General features: G+C 69.3%; 20 protein-coding genes. 7 read left to right on the top strand and 13 right to left on the bottom strand.

The window, feature by feature from the left end; genetic code table 11:
- Positions 1-51: 51 nt before the first annotated feature.
- The 3 genes from D4739_RS13440 to uvrA form a co-directional block, all read right to left on the bottom strand.
- Positions 52-411 (bottom strand): cupin domain-containing protein, encoded by a 360-nt coding sequence (locus D4739_RS13440; RefSeq protein ID WP_120061095.1) that lies wholly within the window; start codon positions 409-411, stop codon positions 52-54.
- A gap of 74 nt (positions 412-485) precedes the next feature.
- Positions 486-929, bottom strand: a complete 444-nt coding sequence (locus D4739_RS13435) for a Rieske (2Fe-2S) protein (protein ID WP_120061094.1) — start codon at positions 927-929, stop codon at positions 486-488.
- 30 nt (positions 930-959) lie between these two features.
- Entirely contained in the window at positions 960-3,824 is a 2,865-nt protein-coding gene (uvrA, locus tag D4739_RS13430; protein ID WP_120061093.1) for an excinuclease ABC subunit UvrA, read from the bottom strand.
- Positions 3,825-3,925: 101 nt separating this feature from the next.
- On the opposite strand from uvrA, the gene D4739_RS13425 reads away from it, so the two are divergent.
- The gene (locus tag D4739_RS13425) at positions 3,926-4,639 is read left to right on the top strand and encodes a maleylpyruvate isomerase family mycothiol-dependent enzyme (RefSeq protein WP_120061092.1); all 714 of its coding nucleotides are present in this window, start codon (positions 3,926-3,928) and stop codon (positions 4,637-4,639) included.
- Positions 4,612-5,301 carry an MBL fold metallo-hydrolase gene (locus D4739_RS13420; protein ID WP_120061091.1) on the top strand — a complete coding sequence of 230 codons (690 nt, stop codon included), beginning with the start codon at positions 4,612-4,614 and terminating at the stop codon, positions 5,299-5,301. The genes D4739_RS13425 and D4739_RS13420 overlap by 28 nt, the downstream gene beginning before the upstream one ends.
- 9 nt (positions 5,302-5,310) lie before the next feature.
- Here D4739_RS13420 and D4739_RS13415 read toward each other — a convergent pair whose 3' ends face one another.
- From D4739_RS13415 to D4739_RS13405, 3 genes are all read right to left on the bottom strand, one after another.
- The gene (locus tag D4739_RS13415) at positions 5,311-5,529 is read right to left on the bottom strand and encodes a hypothetical protein (RefSeq protein ID WP_120061090.1); all 219 of its coding nucleotides are present in this window, start codon (positions 5,527-5,529) and stop codon (positions 5,311-5,313) included.
- Between the two features lie 123 nt (positions 5,530-5,652).
- Positions 5,653-6,900: an NADH:flavin oxidoreductase/NADH oxidase family protein gene (locus D4739_RS13410; RefSeq protein ID WP_120061089.1), complete on the bottom strand. Its 1,248-nt coding sequence runs from the start codon at positions 6,898-6,900 to the stop codon at positions 5,653-5,655.
- Positions 6,901-6,979: 79 nt separating this feature from the next.
- Positions 6,980-7,780 (bottom strand): FAD-binding oxidoreductase, encoded by an 801-nt coding sequence (locus D4739_RS13405; protein ID WP_120061905.1) that lies wholly within the window; start codon positions 7,778-7,780, stop codon positions 6,980-6,982.
- Positions 7,781-7,941: 161 nt separating this feature from the next.
- Here D4739_RS13405 and D4739_RS13400 point away from each other — a divergent pair, with 161 nt between their 5' ends.
- Together D4739_RS13400 and D4739_RS13395 are read left to right on the top strand one after the other, a co-directional pair.
- Positions 7,942-9,027 carry an HpcH/HpaI aldolase/citrate lyase family protein gene (locus tag D4739_RS13400; RefSeq protein ID WP_120061088.1) on the top strand — a complete coding sequence of 362 codons (1,086 nt, stop codon included), beginning with the start codon at positions 7,942-7,944 and terminating at the stop codon, positions 9,025-9,027.
- A 3-nt stretch (positions 9,028-9,030) separates the two neighbouring features.
- A complete protein-coding gene (locus D4739_RS13395; protein ID WP_120061087.1) occupies positions 9,031-9,900 on the top strand; it encodes an HpcH/HpaI aldolase/citrate lyase family protein in 870 nt (289 codons plus the stop codon).
- Between the two features lie 2 nt (positions 9,901-9,902).
- On the opposite strand, the gene D4739_RS13390 is transcribed toward D4739_RS13395, so the two are convergent.
- Both D4739_RS13390 and D4739_RS13385 read right to left on the bottom strand, forming a co-directional pair.
- The gene (locus D4739_RS13390) at positions 9,903-10,355 is read right to left on the bottom strand and encodes a TetR/AcrR family transcriptional regulator (RefSeq protein WP_120061086.1); all 453 of its coding nucleotides are present in this window, start codon (positions 10,353-10,355) and stop codon (positions 9,903-9,905) included.
- Positions 10,356-10,373: 18 nt separating this feature from the next.
- Positions 10,374-10,916: a flavin reductase family protein gene (locus D4739_RS13385; protein WP_120061085.1), complete on the bottom strand. Its 543-nt coding sequence runs from the start codon at positions 10,914-10,916 to the stop codon at positions 10,374-10,376.
- A 34-nt stretch (positions 10,917-10,950) separates the two neighbouring features.
- Between D4739_RS13385 and D4739_RS13380 the strand changes: the two genes are divergently transcribed.
- The 3 genes from D4739_RS13380 to D4739_RS13370 are packed head-to-tail and all read left to right on the top strand — an operon-like array spanning position 10,951 to position 13,131.
- The gene (locus D4739_RS13380; RefSeq protein WP_238473649.1) at positions 10,951-11,586 is read left to right on the top strand and encodes a class I SAM-dependent methyltransferase; all 636 of its coding nucleotides are present in this window, start codon (positions 10,951-10,953) and stop codon (positions 11,584-11,586) included.
- Between the two features lie 55 nt (positions 11,587-11,641).
- The gene (locus tag D4739_RS13375) at positions 11,642-12,322 is read left to right on the top strand and encodes a hypothetical protein (RefSeq protein WP_147384923.1); all 681 of its coding nucleotides are present in this window, start codon (positions 11,642-11,644) and stop codon (positions 12,320-12,322) included.
- Positions 12,319-13,131: a LamG domain-containing protein gene (locus tag D4739_RS13370; protein ID WP_120061083.1), complete on the top strand. Its 813-nt coding sequence runs from the start codon at positions 12,319-12,321 to the stop codon at positions 13,129-13,131. Before D4739_RS13375 ends, D4739_RS13370 begins: the two co-directional genes overlap by 4 nt.
- Here D4739_RS13370 and D4739_RS13365 read toward each other — a convergent pair.
- From D4739_RS13365 to D4739_RS13345, 5 genes are all read right to left on the bottom strand, one after another.
- The gene (locus D4739_RS13365; protein ID WP_120061082.1) at positions 13,113-14,219 is read right to left on the bottom strand and encodes a prenyltransferase/squalene oxidase repeat-containing protein; all 1,107 of its coding nucleotides are present in this window, start codon (positions 14,217-14,219) and stop codon (positions 13,113-13,115) included. The two genes, D4739_RS13370 and D4739_RS13365, sit on opposite strands and share 19 nt — an antisense overlap.
- 8 nt (positions 14,220-14,227) lie before the next feature.
- Positions 14,228-14,980 (bottom strand): class I SAM-dependent methyltransferase, encoded by a 753-nt coding sequence (locus D4739_RS13360; RefSeq protein ID WP_120061081.1) that lies wholly within the window; start codon positions 14,978-14,980, stop codon positions 14,228-14,230.
- Positions 14,980-16,221, bottom strand: coding sequence for a glycosyltransferase family 4 protein (locus tag D4739_RS13355; protein WP_120061080.1), 1,242 nt, complete (start codon positions 16,219-16,221; stop codon positions 14,980-14,982). The genes D4739_RS13360 and D4739_RS13355 overlap by 1 nt, the downstream gene beginning before the upstream one ends.
- A gap of 119 nt (positions 16,222-16,340) precedes the next feature.
- Positions 16,341-17,306 carry an NAD(P)/FAD-dependent oxidoreductase gene (locus D4739_RS13350; protein ID WP_182920504.1) on the bottom strand — a complete coding sequence of 322 codons (966 nt, stop codon included), beginning with the start codon at positions 17,304-17,306 and terminating at the stop codon, positions 16,341-16,343.
- Positions 17,303-17,683: an MmcQ/YjbR family DNA-binding protein gene (locus tag D4739_RS13345; RefSeq protein WP_120061078.1), complete on the bottom strand. Its 381-nt coding sequence runs from the start codon at positions 17,681-17,683 to the stop codon at positions 17,303-17,305. Before D4739_RS13345 ends, D4739_RS13350 begins: the two co-directional genes overlap by 4 nt.
- Positions 17,684-17,690: the final 7 nt, after the last annotated feature.

Genomic DNA, 17,690 nt, shown 5'->3' with positions numbered 1-17,690 from the left:
GTGGTCAAACCTACCGGCGCCCGCCGACAGCCCGCTGCGTGCGTGGCAGGGTCAGACCGTCGGCAGGGCGTACGCCGCAACGCCGGTGTCGATGAACACGCAGGCCTCGTCCCCGTCGACCCACGCGTCGTGACCCGGCTCGATCACCACCACGTCGCCCGGGCCCATGGTGGCCTCGCTGCCGTCATCCATGCGGACCGTCATGTGCCCCATCAGGCAGAAGCCGGTGTGCCTCGTCTGGCACGAGTCGGTGCCGGCGATCGGCTTCACGTCGTTCGACCAGCGCCAGCCGGGCTCGAAGGTGCCCTTGCCGAGCGTGAAGTCGCCGAGAGTGACCACATCCATGTGGCCGTGTCCGTGGAAGGGCCGCGTCTCGTGGGGCGTGGCGATGTTCTGTGTGGCGATGTTCATGGCTTCGACGCTAGGCCCGCACGGTCACACGGGTAGGCCGACAGAGCTCAGTCTGGGGTGATCTCTGGGGATTGTCAGGCTGCGAGGATCTGGTCGCCGTCGACCTTGATCTCCACCTTGTCGAGCGCGGACCCCGTGGGAGCAGGTCCGGCGGTGCGCTCGCCCGTCGCCGCGTCGTACGTCGTCCCGTGCTGGAGGCAGGTGATGGTGCCGTCCTCGACCTTCCCGACCGGGAAGCCCTGGTGCTTGCACACGGAGCTGAACGCCTCGAACTCACCTGCCTTCGGCTGGGTGATCACGATGCTCTTGTCGGTCAGGATGATCCCGCCACCGACCGGGACCTCGCTGGTCTTGGCGAGAACGTCACCGGCACTGCCGGCGCTGGTGGTCTTCTGCGTGCTGCCGGCGTCCGGGCCGGACGACGTCCCGCCACCACAGCCCGCGAGGGCAGCGGCTACGCCGAGGGCACCGAGACCCGTGAACACGATCCGTCGAGTGGGGCGCGGCTCTTCGCTCATGCGGCCGAGACTAGCGCTGCAACCTAGGTCTCAGCTGAGAAGAGGCTTCAGGAAACGCCCGGTGTGGCTGTCACCGTTGGCCGCGATCTCCTCGGGCGTGCCGGTCGCGACCACCATGCCGCCGCGCGATCCGCCCTCGGGACCCATGTCGACGAGCCAGTCGGCGGTCTTGATGACGTCGAGGTTGTGCTCGATGACGAGCACCGTGTTGCCCTTCTCGACCAGGGACTGCAGCACGCCGAGCAGCTTGCGGATGTCCTCGAAGTGAAGACCCGTCGTGGGCTCGTCGAGCACGTAGACCGTGCTGCCCGTCGATCGCTTCTGCAGCTCGCTCGACAGCTTGACGCGCTGCGCCTCGCCGCCGGAGAGCGTCGTCGCGGGCTGACCGAGCCGCACGTAGCCGAGGCCGACCTCGCACAGCGTCTTCATGTGGCGTGCGATCGGCGGCACCGCGGCGAAGAACTCCGCGGCCTCCTCGATCGGCATGTCGAGCACCTCGCCGATGTTCTTGCCCTTGTAGTGCACCTCGAGGGTCTCGCGGTTGTAGCGCTTGCCGTGGCAGACCTCGCACGGGACGTAGACGTCCGGCAGGAAGTTCATCTCGATCTTGATCGTGCCGTCGCCCGAGCACGCCTCGCAGCGGCCACCCTTCACGTTGAAGGAGAACCGGCCCTGCTGGTAGCCGCGCATCTTCGCCTCGGGCGTCGACGCGAAGAGCTTGCGGACGTGGTCGAAGACCCCGGTGTACGTCGCAGGGTTGCTGCGCGGTGTGCGGCCGATGGGCGACTGGTCGACGTGGATCACCTTGTCGACCAGGTCGACGCCGGTGATCTTGCGGTGCCGGCCCGGGACGGTGCGGGCGTTGTAGAGCTGCTTGGCGAGCGACGTGTAGAGGATGTCGTTGACCAGCGTCGACTTGCCCGAACCGGAGACGCCCGTGACTGCGACGAAGCACCCGAGCGGGAAGCCCACGGTCACGTCCTGGAGGTTGTGCTCCCGGGCACCGTGGACGACGAGCTCGCGACCCTTCGTCGGAGGGCGCCGGACCTCGGGGACCGGGATCGACTTCCGGCCGGAGAGGTAGGCGCCCGTCGGTGAGTTCTTGTTGGCAAGCAACCCCTTGACCGTGCCGGAGTGGACGACGTGACCGCCGTGCTCTCCCGCGCCCGGGCCGATGTCGACGACCCAGTCAGCGGTGCGGATCGTGTCCTCGTCGTGCTCGACGACGATCAGCGTGTTGCCGAGGTCGCGCAGGCGGAGAAGGGTCTCGATGAGCCGCTCGTTGTCACGCTGGTGCAGACCGATCGACGGCTCGTCGAGGACGTAGAGCACGCCGACGAGGCCGGCGCCGATCTGCGTCGCGAGCCGGATGCGCTGCGCCTCGCCGCCGGAGAGCGAGCCGCTCGGGCGGTCGAGCGAGAGGTAGTCCAGACCCACGTCGAGCAGGAAGCGCAGCCGCTCCTGGATCTCCTTCAGCACGCGCTCGGCGATCTGCAGCTCGCGCTGGCTCAGCTCGAGGGAGTTGAGGTACGCGGCGGCCTCGTTGATCGGCAGCGCGCAGACCTCCGCGATGTTCTTGCCACCCTCGTCACGGGCGCCGAGCGTCACCGACATCGACACCGGCTTCAGCCGCGAACCCGCACACGCAGGACACGGCACCTCGCGCATGAAGCCCTCGAAGCGCTCGCGCGCGGTGTCGGACTCGGACTCGCGGTGGCGCCGCTCGACATAGGGACGCACACCTTCGTACGCCGCGTAGTAGCTGCGCTCGCGACCGTAACGGTTGGTCGCGACGACATGCACCTTGCCCGGGTGACCGTCGAGGATCACCTTCTGGTGCTTCGCCGAGAGCTTCTCCCACGGCGTGTCCAGGTCGAAGCCGACCTCGGCACCGAGCGCGGCGAGCAGGCGCTGGAAGTACTCCGACACGTGGGCGCCGGTCCAGACCTGGATCACACCCTCGGCGAGGGTCGCCGAGGGGTCGGAGACGATCAGCTCGGGGTCGACCTCCATGCGGGTGCCGAGGCCATGGCACTCAGGGCAGGCTCCGAACGGAGAGTTGAAGGAGAAGGACCGTGGCTCGAGGTCGTCGGTCTCGATCGGGTGCTCGTTGGGACAGGCCATGCGCTCCGAGAACTTGAGCTCGCTCTGCTCGCCGGGGCCGGCGTCGACCATGTCGAAGAGGACCAGCCCGCCGGCAAGCTCGAGCGCGGTCTCCACGGAGTCGGTGAGGCGGCGCTTGGCGGATGCCTTGACCGCGAGACGGTCGATGACGACCTCGATGGTGTGCTTCTTCTGCTTCTCGAGGGCCGGGCCCTCCTTGAGCAGCGTGTCGAGCGTGTAGGTCTCGCCGTCCACCCGGACCCGGGAGTAGCCCTGCGACTGCAGCGACCGGAACAGCTCGACGTACTCGCCCTTGCGACCGCGGATCACCGGCGCGAGCACCTGGAACTTCGTGCCCTCGTCGAGCGCCATCATGCGGTCGACGATCTGCTGCGGCGTCTGGCGCTCGATCGGCGCACCGCAGGTCGGGCAGTGCGGACGACCGGCGCGGGCGTAGAGCAGGCGGAGGTAGTCGTAGACCTCGGTGATCGTGCCGACAGTGGAGCGCGGGTTCTTGGACGTCGACTTCTGGTCGATCGAGACTGCGGGCGACAGCCCCTCGATGAAGTCGACGTCGGGCTTGTCCATCTGGCCGAGGAACTGTCGCGCGTAGGCGCTCAGCGACTCGACATAGCGTCGCTGGCCCTCGGCAAAGATCGTGTCGAAGGCCAGGCTCGACTTGCCCGATCCGGACAGGCCGGTGAAGACGATGAGGGCATCGCGAGGCAGGTCGAGGGAGACGTCCTTGAGGTTGTGCTCCCGTGCACCACGGATGATCAGCTGGTCCGCCACTGCCCTGCCTTCTGGTCCCGGACCCCTGCGGCCCGTTCGAACACGTGTTCGCCATCCTAGGGCATTCCGCAAGCGAGCCGTGAGTCTGATGGGATGACCCCATGACGGAGCAGACCGCACACAACCCGATTGCCGCCATCCTCGACGCGACCACGCGCTACCTGGCGACGGTCGCCGCGATGACGGACGACGAGCTGCGTGCACCGAGCCTGCTTCCCGGCTGGTCCCGCGGTCACGTGGTGGCACACGTCGGCAACCACGCGCAGGGCCTCGCCCGAGCCCTGCGCGGGCTGCGCACCGAGACACCGATGCCGATCTACGACTCCCCCGAGGCGCGCGACGCCGAGATCGAGGCCCGATCAGGCGGCTCGGCCGAGGACCTGGCGATGTTCTCCCAGTTCGCGTCGCTGCGCCTAGCCGGCGAGCTGAACCTGATGCGCGCGTTCGGCAGCGTGGAGCGCACCCCGGGCGGGCCGGTCTTCTCGATGGTCGACCTGGTCGAAGCGCGCTGGCGCGAGGTCGAGATCCACCACGCCGACCTCGGTCTGGCCTACGGTCCCGCCGACTGGCCGGCGGACTTCGCAGGCTACCTCCTCTCCGAGGCGGCCAACGACCGGGCCGAAGAGGTCCAGCTGACGCTGCACGCGCAGGACATCGGAAAGACCGTTCGCGTCGGGCGCGGCGGACACGGCGTGGCCGGCACCGCCGGGGCTCTGGCCTGGTGGCTGGTCGGCCGCGGCGACGGCTCGGACCTGGTCTCCACCCGCCCCCTGCCTACGCTGGGGGAATGGACTCGACGTACACCGGTGAAGTGACGCCCGGCGGCGCACCCGCCGTCCGTCACCTCAACGGACTCACCGTGACGAAGTACGCCGTCGACCCCAAGATGGCGAACAACTGCTACCTGCTCACCTGTCCCACGACCGGCCAGCAGCTCCTGATCGACGCGGCCGATGATGCGGCCGCCCTCATCGACCTGAGCGACGGCGTCATCGACACCGTCGTCACGACCCACCAGCACTGGGACCACCACCGCGCACTCTCCGACGTGGTGGCGGTGACGAGGCCCCAGGTGATCGCCGGCGCCCCTGACGCGGACGCGATCACCGAGGCAACCGGCGTAGGCATCACCCGTCGCGTCGGCGACGGCGACCGGGTCAAGGTCGGCGAGGTGGAGCTCGAGGTGATCGCCGTTGCCGGCCACACACCCGGGTCGATCTGCCTGCTCTACGAAGAGCCCTCGACCGACCTGAAACCGGGCCACGCGCACCTGTTCACCGGCGACTCCCTCTTCCCCGGTGGAGTCGGCGCGACGTTCGGCGATGCCGATGCGTTCGCGACCCTCATCGACCAGGTGGAGACCAGGATCTTCGACCGGCTGCCCGACGAGACGTGGTTCTACCCGGGACACGGCGGCGACTCGACGCTCGGCGCTGAGCGGCAGTCCCTGCCCGAGTGGCGCGCGCGAGGCTGGTGAGCCGCGAGATCAGGCGTAGCGGACGGCGCGGCAGCCGGTGCACGCAAGCTCGCGCACGCGGCCGAAGCCGTCGCTCTCCTCGCTGACGACCTTCCAGTCGTGCACGTGCACGCGGGAGGCGCGCGGGTCGAGGTCGGGCCGCAACGGGATCACGCGGGCGAGGGGCGCAGGACTCGACGCGGCCACGCTCGCGGCAGCGGCGACGCTCCGTGCATTGGTGCTCGACATGTCCGGTTCCTCTCGGTGGCTACACCCACGAATCTAGTTGCAGGATGCAGGCTTCCGTGAGGGACTCAGGTCTCGACCGACCCCCGACTTTGGTCGGGGTCGGCCGAGCCACTGGTCGCCCGCTCAGCGGCGGAAGACGCCACCCACGAACGGGATCTGGCCGCCGACACCACGGATCACCGCGGGCACCTGGGACTTGAAGACGTACTCCCCCACGCCGACCGCACTCGGCTTGCCGTGATCGGGCTCGACGCCGCGACCCATGCGCCACAGCTGCGTGGTGTACCAGACCACCTCGGCCATCGCGTCGAGCTTGCGGACACCGACGGTGCGGGCAACCACGCTCTTGATGGCGTCGACCTGTCCGGAGAGGAGCTCGGCGGGGAAGTCGGGCTCGAGCGCCAGCGGACGACCCAGGCCGATGACGTCGACCGCTCCGGAAGCGAGGGCGGACTCCATGCCCTCGCGGGTCCGGAAACCACCGGTGACCATGAGCGGGAGGGAGACCTCGGTGCGCAGCTTCTCGGCGAACTCGAGGAAGTAGGCCTCGCGGGCGCGGGTCGAGTCACGCTGCGTGACACCCATCATCGCGCCGTGCTCGTAGGTGCCGCCGGAGATCTCGAGCAGGTCCACGCCGGCCTCCTCGAGGGCGCGGGCGACCAGGGTCGACTCGTCCTCGGTGAAGCCACCGCGCTGGAAGTCGGCGCTGTTCAGCTTGACCGCCAGCACCTTGTCCGGACCGATGGCCTCCCGCGTGGCCTCCACGATCTCGAGCAGGAAGCGACGACGGTTCTCGGCGGAGCCGCCGTAGGAGTCGGTGCGCTGGTTGACACGCGGTGAGAGGAACTGGCTGATCAGGTACCCGTGCGCGCCATGGAGCTGTACGCCGTCGAACCCGGCGTCCACGACGACCTTGGCGGTCACGGCGTACCTCTGGACGAGGTCGCCGATCTCAGCGGCCGTCAGCTCCCGCGGTGTCGCGAACGCCCCACCCATGCCCTTGAGGCCGACTGCCGACGGGGCGACCGGACGCGGCGACAGCGAGCGTGGTGACTGCCGGCCCGGGTGGTTGACCTGGACCAGCGCGACGGCGCCACCCGACTTGGACGCGGCCGCCCACTCACGCAGGACCGCGGCATCGCGGTTGTCCTCGACGACGACGTTCGCAGGTTCGCCCAGAGCGCGGCTGTCGACCATCACGTTGCCGGTCACGATGAGTCCCGCGCCGCCCACGGCCCAACGGTTGTAGAGGCGCACCAGGCGCTCATCCGGGGCGTGCTTGCGGTTGCCGAGCTGCTCGGAGAGCGCGGACTTGCCGAGGCGGTTGGGGAGCACGGCGCCGCAGGGCAGCGCGAAGGGGGTCTCGATCACCCTCCGAACCTAGCGCCGGAACGACCCGTTGAGCGTCCGTCCTGGGTAGGAACTCGACCCTTACAGGATGAGACGACCGTCACGCCCCGTCGCGGTCGTAGGCGCCGACCTCGTATTCGGCAGTGTCGACCGAGAAGCCGTCACCGAACGGGTTGCCGCCCAAGGAGACGAACTTCTCCTGGTGACGGCGCTCCCGAGGGAAGTCGAGCTCACGCAGGGCGAGCGAGACCGACTTCATGTAGGGCGCAGGGCCGCAGCAGAACGCGTCGAAGGTCGAGTACTGCGCGGCGAAGGCCTTCAGCTGGTCCTGCGTGGGCAGACCCTGCACCGACTCCAGCCAGTGCACGACGATCAGCCGGTCGGGGTGCTCGACGGACAGCCGGTTGAACTCGTCGCGGAAGATCACCGACTTCTCGTCGCGATTCGCGTAGAAGACGACGATCTTGCCCGTTCCCTCGGAGAGCGCGGTGCGGGTGATCGACATGATGGGAGTGACGCCCGAACCGCCCGCAAAGAGCAGCAGGTCGTCGTCGAGGTCCTTCGGCGAGAAGATCCCGGCCGGTGGCAGGACCCGGAGGTGATGTCCCGGCTTGAGGTTGTCGGCGATCCAGTTGGAGGCGTAGCCCTCGGCGGTGCGCTTGATCGTCACGCGCAGCGGGCCGCCGTCGTGGGGCGACGAGGAGAGCGAGTAGCAGCGGGCGGCGAGCTCGTGGGTGTCGCTCGGCACCGCGATCGTCAGGAACTGGCCGGGCTTGTAGTCGAACTGGTCGGCAAGTTCCTCGGGGACCGACAGCACGACGGTGAGCGCGTCCCGGGTCTCCTCAACCACCTCGACAACGGGGAGGAGGTAGGAATCGATTTCGACAATCTGCTGACTCATGTAAAGCAGGATATCGGAGCAGACGGCCCGCGACATTGGGCAGTCGCACCACGTACGTCACATGAATCGTTCACTCGCCACAGGACCGTGAGGACCGTCACCCTCGTCCGGGACCCGGAGGACCTCTGGATCCGGGGCCGAACGCTGCTAGCGTCCCGCTCATGCGTTCAGCCAAGGATTTCTTCGCCCCGCTCGCCGTGGGCGCGCCCACCCCGGTCCGTGAGATTCCGGCCCGCCCGAGCCGTGCCATCCACTTCTTCGACCCGTCGAACGAGAAGATGGCCGCCAAGATCCCGGCCATGGTCGGCACCGTCGACGTGCTGCTCGGCAACCTCGAGGACGCCGTCAAGGCCGACAACAAGGTGGCCGCCCGCGAGGGCCTCGTCCGGATCGCCCAGGCCACGGACTTCGGCCCCACCCAGCTGTGGACCCGGATCAACTCGCTCGACAGCCCCTGGGTGCTGGACGACCTGACCACGCTCGTGCCGGCCATCGGCGAGAAGCTCGACGTCATCATGGTCCCGAAGGTGCAGGGCGCCGAGGACATCCACTACATCGACCGCCTCCTCGCGCAGCTCGAGGCGAAGGCCGGCATCACCAAGCCGATCCTGATCCACGCGATCCTCGAGACCGCCCGCGGCGTCGCCAACGTCGAGGAGATCTGCGGCGCGTCCCCGCGCATGCAGGGCCTCTCCCTCGGCCCGGCCGACCTGGCCGCCGACCGCAAGATGAAGACCACCCGCGTCGGCGGCGGCCACCCGGGCTACCTGGTCCGCCAGGACCCGCCGCGCGCTGCCGACGGCACGAACGACATCAACGCCGCCCGCACGACGTACCAGCAGGACCTGTGGCACTACACGATTGCCAAGATGGTCGACGCCTGCGCGATGCACGGCATCTACCCCTACTACGGCCCGTTCGGTGACATCGCCGACGTCGTCGCGTGTGAGGACCAGTTCCGCAACGCCTTCCTGCTCGGCTGCGTCGGCACGTGGTCGCTGCACCCGAAGCAGATCGAGATCGCCAACCGCGTCTTCTCCCCCTCCGTCGAGGACATCAAGCACGCCCGCCGCGTGGTTGCCGCCATGGGCGACGGCACCGGCGCCGTGATGCTCGACGGCAAGATGGAGGACGACGCCTCCCTGAAGCAGTGCCTGGTCCTGGTCGCCCTTGCGGAGCAGCTCGCCGCGATCGACCCGAACCTCAAGGCCACCTACGACGCGATCGAGCTGGAAGAGGGAGCCTGACTCATGAGCAACGCAGACTTCCGCCCCCGCCGCTCCGTCCTCTACATGCCGAGCTCCAACGAGCGGGCACTGGAGAAGGCCAAGACGATCGCCGCCGACGGCATCATCTTCGACCTCGAGGACGCCGTCGCACCCGACGCCAAGCCCGAGGCCCGTGTCGCCGCCGCTGCCGCCGTGCAGTCCGGTGAGTACGGCCGCCGCGAGCTGATCATCCGGGTCAACGGCATCGGCACCGAGTGGCACGACGAGGACATCGCGGTCGCCGCGAAGGCCGGCCCCGACGTCGTACTCGTCCCGAAGGTCAACTCCGCCGAGGAGGTCCTCGCTCTCGTGGCTTCGCTCGAGGCCGCCGGCGCGCCCGAGAAGACCAAGCTCTGGGCGATGGTCGAGACCCCGATCGGCATGCTCAACGCGCTGTCCATCGCCACGGCCTCCCCGCGCCTGACCGGCTTCGTCATGGGCACCAACGACCTGGTCAAGGAGCTCTACGCCGAGCACGTCCCCGGCCGCCAGCCCGTCATCACCGGCCTCGGCCTGGCGCTGCTCGCGGCCCGCGCTGCCGGCATCGTCATCATCGACGGCGTCTACAACGACGTGAAGAACGCCGAAGGCTTCGCAGCCGAGGTCGAGCAGGGCCGCCAGATGGGCTTCGACGGCAAGACCCTGATCCACCCGGGTCAGGTCGAGCCGGCCAACTCCGGGTTCGCCCCGAGCGAGCAGGCGATCGAGGACGCCAAGGGCCTGATCGAGGCGTTCGAAGCCTCCACCGGCGGCGTCGTGACCTACAACAACCGGATGGTCGAGAACCTCCACGTCGAGTCCGCCAAGCGCACGCTGGCGATCGCCGAGGCCATCGAGGCCCTTCAGGCCTGACCTCAGGGGGCGAGTCGGCCGGTCAGCTTCCAGGAGCGGTGGGCGTCGAGGGAGTGCCGTTCCGCGAGCGGGTACGGCGCGGACTCGTCGTCCCAGGCGGGCAGCTCCCCCACCGGCTCGGCCTGAAGGGCGCCACGGACGGCAGGAGCAAGCACCGGGACGAGCTCCTCCACCGTCATGGAGGCGAGCGGCTCGAGCTTCACGACGTAGCGCATCATCGCCAGGCCCGCGAGCGTCGACGCGACCAGCTGGAAGCGGACCGTGGAGACGTGCATGCCGGCTGGTCCGGCGAGCGGCGCGAAGACCATGCGGTTGAGGTACTTGTAGAGGCGCTGGCTGCGCGCGTCGCCCTCGAGGGTCGACTGGACGAACCCGATCACCACACGCTGCGTGCGGGGGTTCTCACAGAGCTTGAGGAAGCGCCGCGTGATCCGGTCCGCGAAGTCATCCTGCACCCGCCCATCGTAGGGAGGTCAGGGACGCGTCGTGGTGAAGCCACCCCGGTGGTACAGCAACGGATCGGCAGCGCGCAGGGTCGAGAGCGCCCGGACCCGGCCGACCACGATGTCGTGGTCGCCGGCGGGATGGACCGCCTCCAGCGTGCAGTCCACGTAGGCCAGCGCGCCGTCGAGGATCGGTGCCCCGCTCTCCGCCGGACGCCACAACACGTCAGCGAACTTGTCGGCTCCCTTGGAGGCGAAGACGCCGGCGATGTCGGCCTGGTCCTCCGCGAGCACGTTCACGCAGAAGTGCCCGGCCTCGCGCATCAGCGGCCACGAGCGGGAGGTGTGCGCAGGCAGGAAGCAGACCAGCGGCGGGTCCAGGGAGACGCTGGAGAAGGTCTGGCAGGTCATGCCGACCGGCCGGCCATCGGCGCTGGCCGTCACGATGACGACGCCGGTCGCGAACTCCCCCACCACGTCACGGAAGTAGCGGGCACGGACCCGTGCAGACACAGAATCGGAGATGTCGACGGGCTCACCCGGGCGGAGTTCGAAGTCATACGTGCCGGGCATGGTTCTGATTGTCCCAGACACTAGGGTGACGCCCGTGATCAGCACCGCGATGGACCCCGCCCTCCTCGAGCACGCCCGCGCGGCCAAGGGCTTCATGCCCGACGACGAGGGCCTGCTGCTGTTCCGTCGCGCGCTCCAGCAGCTGCCGACGGGTCCTGCGCTCGAGGTCGGCACCTACTGCGGCAAGTCCGCGATCTATCTCGGCGCGGCTGCCCGCGAGGTCGACGGGACCGTCTTCACCGTCGACCACCACCGTGGCTCGGAGGAGAACCAGGCCGGCTGGGAGCACCACGACACGTCCGTCGTCGACCCGGAGTTCGGTCTGATGGACACGCTCCCGACCTTCCGCAAGAACATTGCGCGCGCCGGCCTCGAGGACCAGGTCATCGCCGTCATCGGCAAGTCCCTGCCCGTTGCCCGCCACTGGCAGACGCCGCTGTCCCTGCTCTTCATCGACGGCGGCCACGGCGAGGAGCCGGCCCGCAACGACTACGCGGCGTGGGTGCCCAAGATCCAGTCCGGCGGACTGCTCGTGATCCACGACGTCTTCCCCGATCCGGCTGACGGCGGCCGCCCGCCGTACGAGCAGATCTACCTCCCCGCCCTTGCCAGCGGTGACTTCACCGAGGTCGAGGCGCTCGGCTCGATGCGGGTCCTGCAGAAGTCCTGACGTCAGCGCCTCGCCTCACTATCGTGAAGCCGGGGCGAGTCAGCGGGGAGCGACCATGGGAGTACGACGCAGCGGCGTGCTGTGGCGCGTGGCGCTCGTGCTCGCCTGCCTGCTGATCCTGCCGCTGCTCAGCTCACCCGCGAGCGGCACCGTCGCCGGCAGCCTCACCGCCAGCCGCTCGCGCGGCCTGCCCGGCGAGTCGCTGACGTTCCGTGGCACCCTCCCCACGCGGGTGGTGCGGCCAGTGCAGCTGCAGCGCCAGCTCGGCAGCACCTGGTACGCCGTGGTGAGTGGCAAGACCGCGAGCACCGGAGCCCTCACCTTGGCCACGCGACTCCACGCCATGCCCACCAACTACTACCGGGTGTTCGCGAAGGCGGTCACGATCAACGGGCGTCGCTACGGCGCCCTCGCGACGCCCACGCGCTCCGTCGTCGCCGACCAGCAGGACACGGTCCTCACGCTTCCCGCCCGGGCGACACAGGGCGCACAGGCCAGCGCCGTGGTGAAGACCTGGCCGGTCCGGACCGGACGCCCGGTCGCGCTGCAGAGCCGCAACCCCGACGGCTCCTGGACCGACGTCGGCGGCCCGCTGGCCACCGACAGCACGGGAGCCGCGACCATCGCGTTCACCGTGCCGGCGCCGGGCACCACGACGTACCGTGCGCGGTCGCTCGGATGGAACGGCGTCGGCTGGTACCCGTCCTTCCCGGTCGTCCTCGAGGTGGCGCCGTGATCGCGCCGCGTGCCCTCGCTGGCGTTGCCTCCGCTGTCCTCGCTGCCTGTCTCCTGGGCCCGTCTGCGCTGCCCGTGACCGGTGCCGGAGCCGCGACGCCTGCCACCGCCAGTCAGGCCTACGGCTGGGGCGGCGCACAGGAGGTCTGGGACTGGGAGCAGGGCCAGCCCATCGCTCCCTGGACCGACTGGGCGGACGGGACCGGCCGCGTCACCAACTTCGTGGGCATGATCGCCCTCGACTCCGGGCCGATGGGTGCGGCGTCGACGGGCGACGTGGTCTCGGTCCTCAACGCACCCGGGCACAGCCGCGGGCGCTGGGAGTTCAAGGTGCGCGCGCCCCAGTTCGGCACGCTCGCGACGCCCTACGGCATGCGGGTCGAGCTGGTGCCGCGTGGCGCGGCGCCCGGCACATGCCCGTCCCCGACCATCACCGTCGCCGCGTGGACCGGCTACGACGCGGCCACGACCTATGGCGTGCACGCAGGTGACACGCAGTGGGCAGGCAGCATCGGGCTCCCCCGTGACCGGTCCACCTGGCACACCGTGGCCGTCGAGGTCACCGACGACTTCATCGCCTGGTTCGCGGATGGACAGGTCCGGGGACGGCTCACCAGGACGCAGGCCCCCACCGCGATCCCGGCGGTTGCGCTGGTGCCGCGACTCGTCCTGGACGGTGAGCCCGGCACCACGATGACGCACACCCGGTTCACGGCCGACTGGGATCGCTGGTACTCCCTCCAGCGGCCCGACCTGAAGTCGGTCGCTGCGCCCGCGCCCCTCCCTGCGGACTACGCCGGCGAGTGCTGAGCGACTCCCTCGCACCCGCACTCGAGCGCGATCTCGGCGAAGTCGCCGGCCAGCGAGTTGCCGCGCATGATGCCCGAGCCCGGGGTCGACGCGCCGAACCGGTCGCCCAGGGCATCCACCGCGAGCAGCACCGCCGCAGCGGTGTACGTGGTGTGCTCGACCGGCCAGTAGACGTTGGGGGTCTCGTTCTCGTAGCCCTCGAGCTCGTAGACCCACCCGGTCCAGTAGGAGCCGTCGTCGGCGCGCAGGTGCTGGATCTCGCCGAGCAGCTGCAGCGCCCGCTCGTGGTCATCGATGGCATCGAGCGCCATCACCAGCTCACAGGTCTCCGCGCCGGTCACCCAGGGGTTTGTGTCGACGCAGCGCGTGCCCAGCCCGGGCACGACGAAGTCATCCCAGCGGGTCGCGAGCAGCTCGCTGGCAGCCTCACCGCGGACCGCACCGCCGAGCACCGGGTAGTACCAGTCCATGGAGTACTTCGACTTGTCCGCGAAGAGGTCCGCGTGCTCACGGATCGCGTGGCCGAGCCGGCCGCCCGCGAGCTCCCACTCGGGCTGCGGCTCGTCGAGCAGCTCGGCGAGAGCCACGCCGGCGCGCAGCGACTGGTAGATGGACGAGCAGCCGGTCAGCAGGCAGAAGTCGTCGACCGGCGTCCACTGGATGCCGCCCCACTCCTGCTGGAGCGAGACCACGAAGTCGAGACCCGCCCGCACGCTCGGCCAGAGCTCTTCGACGAACCGTCGGTCGCGGCGTACCAGCCAGTGGTGCCACACGCCCACCGCGAAGTACGCCGACATGTTGACCTCGCCACGGTCGTCCTCGACCTCACCGGCGACGATCTTCATCGGCCACGAGCCGTCGGCCCGCTGCATCGTCGGGACCCATCGCAGCGCGCGCTCGGCAGCCTCGACCTGTCCGCCGACGAGCAGCGCCATCGCCGCCTCGACGTGGTTCCAGATGTCGGTGTGCTCGCCGATGGTCCACGGGATGCCGCCATCGGGTTCCTGCATGCGCGCGATCGACGCGGCCGTCGCGGCCACGTCGTCAGCGCTGAGGATGCCCTCGACGAACGGGAGGTGCGTGCTCATCCCGTGCGTCACGCGGGCTTTCGGAAGTAGAGCACCATGCTCTTGCCGATGACCGGGTTGAGCGCCTTCTCCGCGCCGCGGGTCAGCGTGCTCCAGCCCTTCGTCTTCATGATGTCCCAGACGAGGACGTGGTGGTACGCCTTCACGAGCGGGTGCTTGTCGTTGTTGACGCCGACGGCGCACTTCAGCCACCAGTACGGCGAGTGCAGGCCGTGGGCGTAGTCCTTGCCCTCGAAGATCATCGCATCGCCGTCGGTGCCGTCGTTCGGACGGCCCGCCTTGGTGACCTTGTCGATGAGCTCGTGGTCGGTGTAGATCCGGATGTGGCCACCGGGGGCGTTGTGGTAGTCGGCCGAGAGCTTCCAGTTGATGACCTCGGGCAGCCAGCGGGGCACCGTGATCGCCATGGTGCCGCCGGGCCGCAGCACGCGCACCAGCTCCTTGATCGCCTCGACGTCGGCAGCGATGTGCTCGAGCACCTCGGCGCAGACGATCCGGTCGAACTCTCCGTCGGCGAACGGAAGGGCCAGCGCGTCGCCCTCCTTCACGTCGGCCTCAGCACCCTCGGGGACCTCGCCGGCCTCCTTCATGGCGACGAAGAGGTCGCGCACACCGGACAGCTCGTCGGCGTCCTGGTCGAGCGCGATCACGTCAGCGCCACGGCGGTACATCTCGAACGAGTGGCGGCCGGCACCGGCGCCCATGTCGAGGACGCGGTCGCCGGGGCGCAGGCCAAGGCGGTCGAAGTCGACGGTCAGCATCAGTTGTTCTCCTGCTTCTTCTGGTCGATGACCTCGGCCAGGGCTTCTGCGGTGTGCACAGCGGCGGCGTGCCAGCTGAACGTCTCCTCGACCCGCCGGCGTCCGGCGGCGCCATACCGGGCGCGACGCTCCGGGTCGTCGAGCAGCGCGGCGATCGCCTTGCGCAGCTCTTCGGGGTCACCGGGGGTGACCAGGTCCGCGCAGAGGCCGTCGGGGCCGACGACCTCGGGGATCGATCCGGCACGGCTGACGACGAGCGGAGTCGCGCAGGACATCAGCTCGACGGTGGGCAGCGAGAACCCTTCGTAACGCGACGGCACACAGGCCAGCTCGGCCGAGCCCATCAGCTCGACGAGTGCGGTCTGCGTGAGTCCACTCTGGAAGGTGACCGAGTCACGGATCCCGAGCTGCTCGATGAGCTGCTCGGTCGGACCGCCGGCCTGGGGCTTGCTGACCAGGATCAGCTCGAGGTCTCGCTCGGTGCGCAGCTTCGCGAACGCCTCGAGGAGGATGTCGATGCCCTTGAGCGGCGCGTCCGCGCTCGCCATGGCAAGGATCCGTCCGGGCACACGCGGCGTCGTCGGCGGCTGGAACTCGGAGTCCGCACCGAGGTGGATGACCTCGATCTTCCGCGGGTCGACGCCGAAGTCGGTGGCGATGTCGCGGTACGACGACTCGGAGACCGTGATGACCTTGCGGGCCTCGCGGGCGACCTTGCCCTGCATGCCCAGGAAGCCGTACCAGCGGCGCAGGCTGAGCTTGCGCCTGATCCCGGTTGCTGCGGCGAGGTCGATGCGCCGGTCGAACGTGATCGGGTGGTGGATGGCGGTGACCATCGGCAGCCCGAGCGCCTCGATCTCGAGCAGGCCCTCACCGAGCACCTGGTTGTCGAGGACGACGTCGAACTCGTCCTTGCGCTCACGCAGGAGCTTGATGACGCGCTTGGCGAAGGTGCGCGGCTCCGGGAAGCCGGCCGTGCACATGATCAGGAATTCCTGGACGTCGATGAGGTCGCGGAACTCCCTCAGCTTCGGCACGCGGAACGGGTCCGGTTCGCGGTAGAGGTCGAGGCTCGGCACCTTCGTGAGCTTCACGCCCTCGTCGAGCTCCGGATACGGCTGACCCGAGAAGACCTCGACCTCGTGGCCGAGCGCGACGAGCTCGCGACTCAGGTGCCGGACGTAGATCCCCTGGCCACCGCAGTGCGGCTTGCTTCGATAAGACAGCAGCGCGATCCGCATGCGCCACCCACTTCCTGTTCCGTCGCGCGAGCGCGCGAGGTGCAAGCCTAACCGGGACCGGAACTACCGGGGACAGCGTGTACCACCCGATTGGCCGATGTGGCGAGTGACACATCCCATCAGGCTTCGCTCGAATGGCCCGGAAAGACGTGCGCGGACGGGTCGATGACGACCGCGGCGTTGTTGACCGCGGTCGCCGCTTCTCCGAACCCGACCGCGATGAGACGGACCTTGCCGTCGTACTGCGTGATGTCGCCGGCTGCGAACACCCGGGGCAGGTTGGTGCGCATGGCTCCGTCGACGACGAGGTGCCGATGGTCGACGGTGAGGCCCCACTGCTGGAGCGGGCCGAGATCTGCAACAAATCCGAGCGCCGCGATCACCGCCTGCACGGGCCGGGTCATGGGCACCCCGTCAACGATCAGATCCGCCTCGGCGACCACCCCGTCACCACGGAGTGCCGCCACCTCGGCGTGCGTCAGGATCTCCACCGACGAGGCGCGTACGTCGTCGACGGTGCGCTGGTGCGCACGGAAGGCATCGCGCCGATGGACGAGCGTCACGGACTTCGCGATCGGCTCCAGGTGCAGGGCCCAGTCGAACGCGCTGTCTCCCCCGCCGACGACCAGCACATCCTTGCCGACGTACGGCGCGAAGTCCGGGACAAAGAACTCGACACCGCGCCCGGCCCACCCCGCCGCAGCGGGGAGCGGGCGCGGACTGAACTTGCCGATGCCGGCGGTGATGAGCAACGCCTTTGCGGTGGCGGTCGATCCGTCGTCGAAGCCGACCGTCACCGAGTCGGCGCCGTGGTCCAGCGTCAGCGCCGTGCGACCGAGCAGGTAGGTCGGGTGCGCGCTCGCTGCCTGCTCGACCAGACCGGCCACCAGCTCGCGCCCCTTGATGGTCGGGAACCCCGCGACATCGAGGATCGCCTTCTCCGGGTACATCGCCGTGATCTGCCCGCCGAGCTCGGGAAGCGAGTCGGCAACTGCGACGCTGAGTCCGCGGAACCCTGCGTAGTACGCGCTGAACAGGCCGGTCGGGCCGGCGCCGATCACCAGGAGGTCCGTGGAGTGCCTCACCCCGCCGATACTGGCAGGTCCCACCCGTCGGGTCGATGCTTCCTGGGCAGCTTGCCGACCACGTGTCGATAGGACTCCTCGATCGCCTCCAGGAGCTCTTCGTCGGGGATGGCACCGTTGACCCGGAGGTCGTTCCATCCGGAGCGCCCGATGTAGGCCATCACCGACGCGTCGTCCGGGTAGCGGTCGAGCCACTCGTCCGCAATCTCCCGGGTCGCCCCGGCCTTGACCCCCACCCCGTCCGCTCCGACGAAGGCAAAGATCTTGCCCTGCTCGCTGGGGCCGACCTTGAACACCGGGTGCTCGTGCCCCCAAGGGTTGTCCGGCCACGCGCCCGGAAGCCCCGCACAGAAGCCAGCGATCTCCTCTGGCGTCACCGCTGCA

The organism is Nocardioides cavernaquae (assembly GCF_003600895.1).
GTDB lineage: Bacteria > Actinomycetota > Actinomycetes > Propionibacteriales > Nocardioidaceae > Nocardioides > Nocardioides cavernaquae.
This window is presented reverse-complemented; position numbering and strand designations above follow the sequence as displayed.